The sequence below is a fragment of the Hydrogenophaga sp. genome (genome assembly GCF_031426985.1).
Classification (GTDB): Bacteria; Pseudomonadota; Gammaproteobacteria; order Burkholderiales; family Burkholderiaceae_C; genus Hydrogenophaga.
The window spans coordinates 1-1,172 of the sequence record NZ_JASJOY010000094.1; the positions used below are offsets into that span (position 1 = coordinate 1).

Genomic DNA, 1,172 nt, shown 5'->3' on the forward strand with positions numbered 1-1,172 from the left:
GCCGGTCCAGGCCTTGGGCAGGCTCAGCAGGCGCAGGGTGTGGCCGGTGGGCGCGGTGTCGAAGACCACGTGGTCGTAGCCGCCGGCGATGCCCTCGCCCGCCAGCAGCGCGGCGAATTCGTCGAAGGCGGCGATCTCGGTGGTGCAGGCGCCCGAGAGCTGTTCGCGCACGGTCTGGCGCTCGTCGTCGCTGGCGCTGGCTTCGAGCTGCGCGAGCACGCGCTGGCGGTAGGCCTCTGCGGCGGTGTTGGGGTCGATGTTGAGCATCTGCAGCCCCGGCACACCGGGCACGGGCACCGGCCGGTTGGACAGCGGCACACCCAGCATTTCGTCAAGGTTGGACGCCGCGTCGGTGCTGACCAGCAGCACACGCTTTCCCGCGTCGGCCAGCGCGATGGCGGTGGCGGTGGAGAGCGAGGTCTTGCCGACGCCGCCCTTGCCGGTGAAAAACAGGAAGCGCGTGGGCGCGGTGGCGAAGCCGGGGAGCGTGGGGGTGTTCATGCCAACAGCATCGCACACCCCGGGCCCGCCGACCATGACGCGCAACAAGCCGGAGGCCCCTGCAACGCAGGCCAAGGCAGAGCCACCGTGACCGGCTTGCTGGCGTTCAGCGCCGCCCACTCCACTTCAGTTTTCTATGGTGCCGGAGCGCCACCCGCGCCGCATGAAACGGCCCACCCCAGGGCACCGCCGGGCCGGCTTTGCCGGACGGCCAGTGCCGCCCCCCTTGAGGGGGGTGACGCGAAGCGGCGCGGGGGGTGTTTCATCCTAGCGGGCGGGTTGTGCGGGCGAGCGCATGAAAGGCGACTCGGTCCACATCTGCCAGTAGAACTGGATGGGCGAGGTGATGCCGCTGATCTTGCTGCTGTAGGCCACGGGCTCGAAGAACTGCCCGAGGATGCCCAAGGCCGCGTCGTCGACGATGCGCTGCTGCACCTTTTCGGCCGCGGCCTTGCGGTCGGCGGGCGTCATGGCCCGGCTGAAGGCGGCACGCTGGGTTTCGAGCTCGGCGTCTTTGAGCCAGCCGAACCAGCCGGTCTCGGGATCGCCCGAATAGGCGATGGCCGAAGGGTCGAGCAGGTCACCGGCGAGCCACCAGGTGTGGAACATGCTCCAGCCACCGTCTTTCACCGGCCCGCGGTTTACGCGGCGCTGCGTGAGCTCGGCCCACG

Annotated in this window: 1 protein-coding gene and 1 pseudogene; both read right to left on the minus strand. The window is 70.1% G+C overall.

Annotation, left to right across the window (positions count from 1 at the left end; translation table 11 throughout):
• A partial coding sequence (locus RMP09_RS12005; RefSeq protein ID WP_310566203.1) for a TRC40/GET3/ArsA family transport-energizing ATPase occupies positions 1–501 on the minus strand: 501 nt, incomplete at its 3' end.
• Between the two features lie 267 nt (positions 502–768).
• Positions 769–1,172, minus strand: a pseudogene (locus tag RMP09_RS12010) (hypothetical protein); the annotation flags it as partial.